The sequence below is a fragment of the Paucidesulfovibrio gracilis DSM 16080 genome, assembly GCF_900167125.1.
GTDB lineage: Bacteria > Desulfobacterota > Desulfovibrionia > Desulfovibrionales > Desulfovibrionaceae > Paucidesulfovibrio > Paucidesulfovibrio gracilis.
On record NZ_FUYC01000053.1, the window covers coordinates 1 to 1,342 of the forward strand.

The following is a 1,342-nucleotide window of genomic DNA, read 5'->3' on the forward strand; positions in this document are numbered from 1 at the left end:
ACCGCGCAAGACCCCCTTGGCGCGGCAGGGGGTGACCCGGATTGGTATGGCTACTGCCTGGATGACCCAGTCAACGCCGTGGACAAAACAGGGCTACACGGCAAATTCGAAAAAAAGGATTCCGTTAACGACACGCGGAACATTCCATCCCCTAAAACGCGCGTTGATCTCGCTCAGCCTCAGCTCAGTATTGTTGGCAAAAACAAGATCCAACAGAATGATGCTCCGACGGCTTCTACAATTTGGGGTCTTGAGCAAAGCGTAAATAGAGGTGCGGCCCTCAAAGAACTCATCGGACCAGATTTAGAACGTTGGGGAAAAACTATGAAGAACGCGGGGCCGTTGGTCATAAGCGTTTTCGAAGAAGGCCGGAAAGACGGGTTCGAACCAGCTGACATTCCTCGTGGTATTCTGAAAAGTTTCTGGATCGGAGAATAAAAGAATCATGCAAGGCTTCTTGAAACAGATCAACCGAATATTGCGACACAGACAACGCTATTGTTCCACTATTACATTTTTACTCATGCTTCTCTATTTTTATGAATTTCGATACGGCCATGCGCCTGCTCTCCTTTTTTTTGACGATGCCATAACATCCCATATAATAACTTATGGATCCATCGTAGTGCTTATGGCGGCATATAGCTTCCACAAAATACGGTATTTTATGGCATTACTTCTTATGAGCATGGCTTGGTCAGGAATACGAAACGCTCTGTTTCACATAACAAACGGATCGTATACACAAGGCTTATTATTTATCGTTTTCAGCCTACTGCTTCTTTTTCTCACGCATGACATACTAAACAAAAAAAGTTCCTCTATACATGGTACGCTTGGGAAGATATCAGCTTCTGCAAATTCTATTTTACTCGGCTCTTCGTCCGTTATCTGCATCATGTTTCTGAAGTATGACTTCAAGCTGATGGAAATTTTCTTTTTCTGCGCCACCCTATTGATTTTTATTTACCACTTTACGCAGAGAGAGTGGCTCAAAAGCACATACCAACTTATTCTTTTTTCAAAAATTACTCTTACCTCATATTTTTTATTTATCGGTTATTACGGTATCACGACCTATGGGGTCGACTATTCGGCAATCTCCCATCTTTTTATCGGCTTTTATTCGACAGGGACCATATTTTTCGAATTGTTTTTTCGAGCCAAACAACAGACCACACGACCAGAAAAAAGACATATTCAAGACAAATTGTATTGATCAAACCACTTCTGAACTCACCCCAACTCGTACCTGCCCTGCCCCTTGGGCTTTGCGGGAGGGCTACACGACCATGATACCGGCTTGGTACGCTTTGGCTGGCGGGACTATGAACCCGATACC

Annotated in this window: 1 pseudogene; it reads left to right on the top strand. The window is 44.0% G+C overall.

From position 1 onward, the window contains the following. Nucleotides 1-438, top strand: a pseudogene (locus B5D49_RS14670) (hypothetical protein); the annotation flags it as partial. Between the last annotated feature and the right edge of the window lie 904 nt (nt 439-1,342).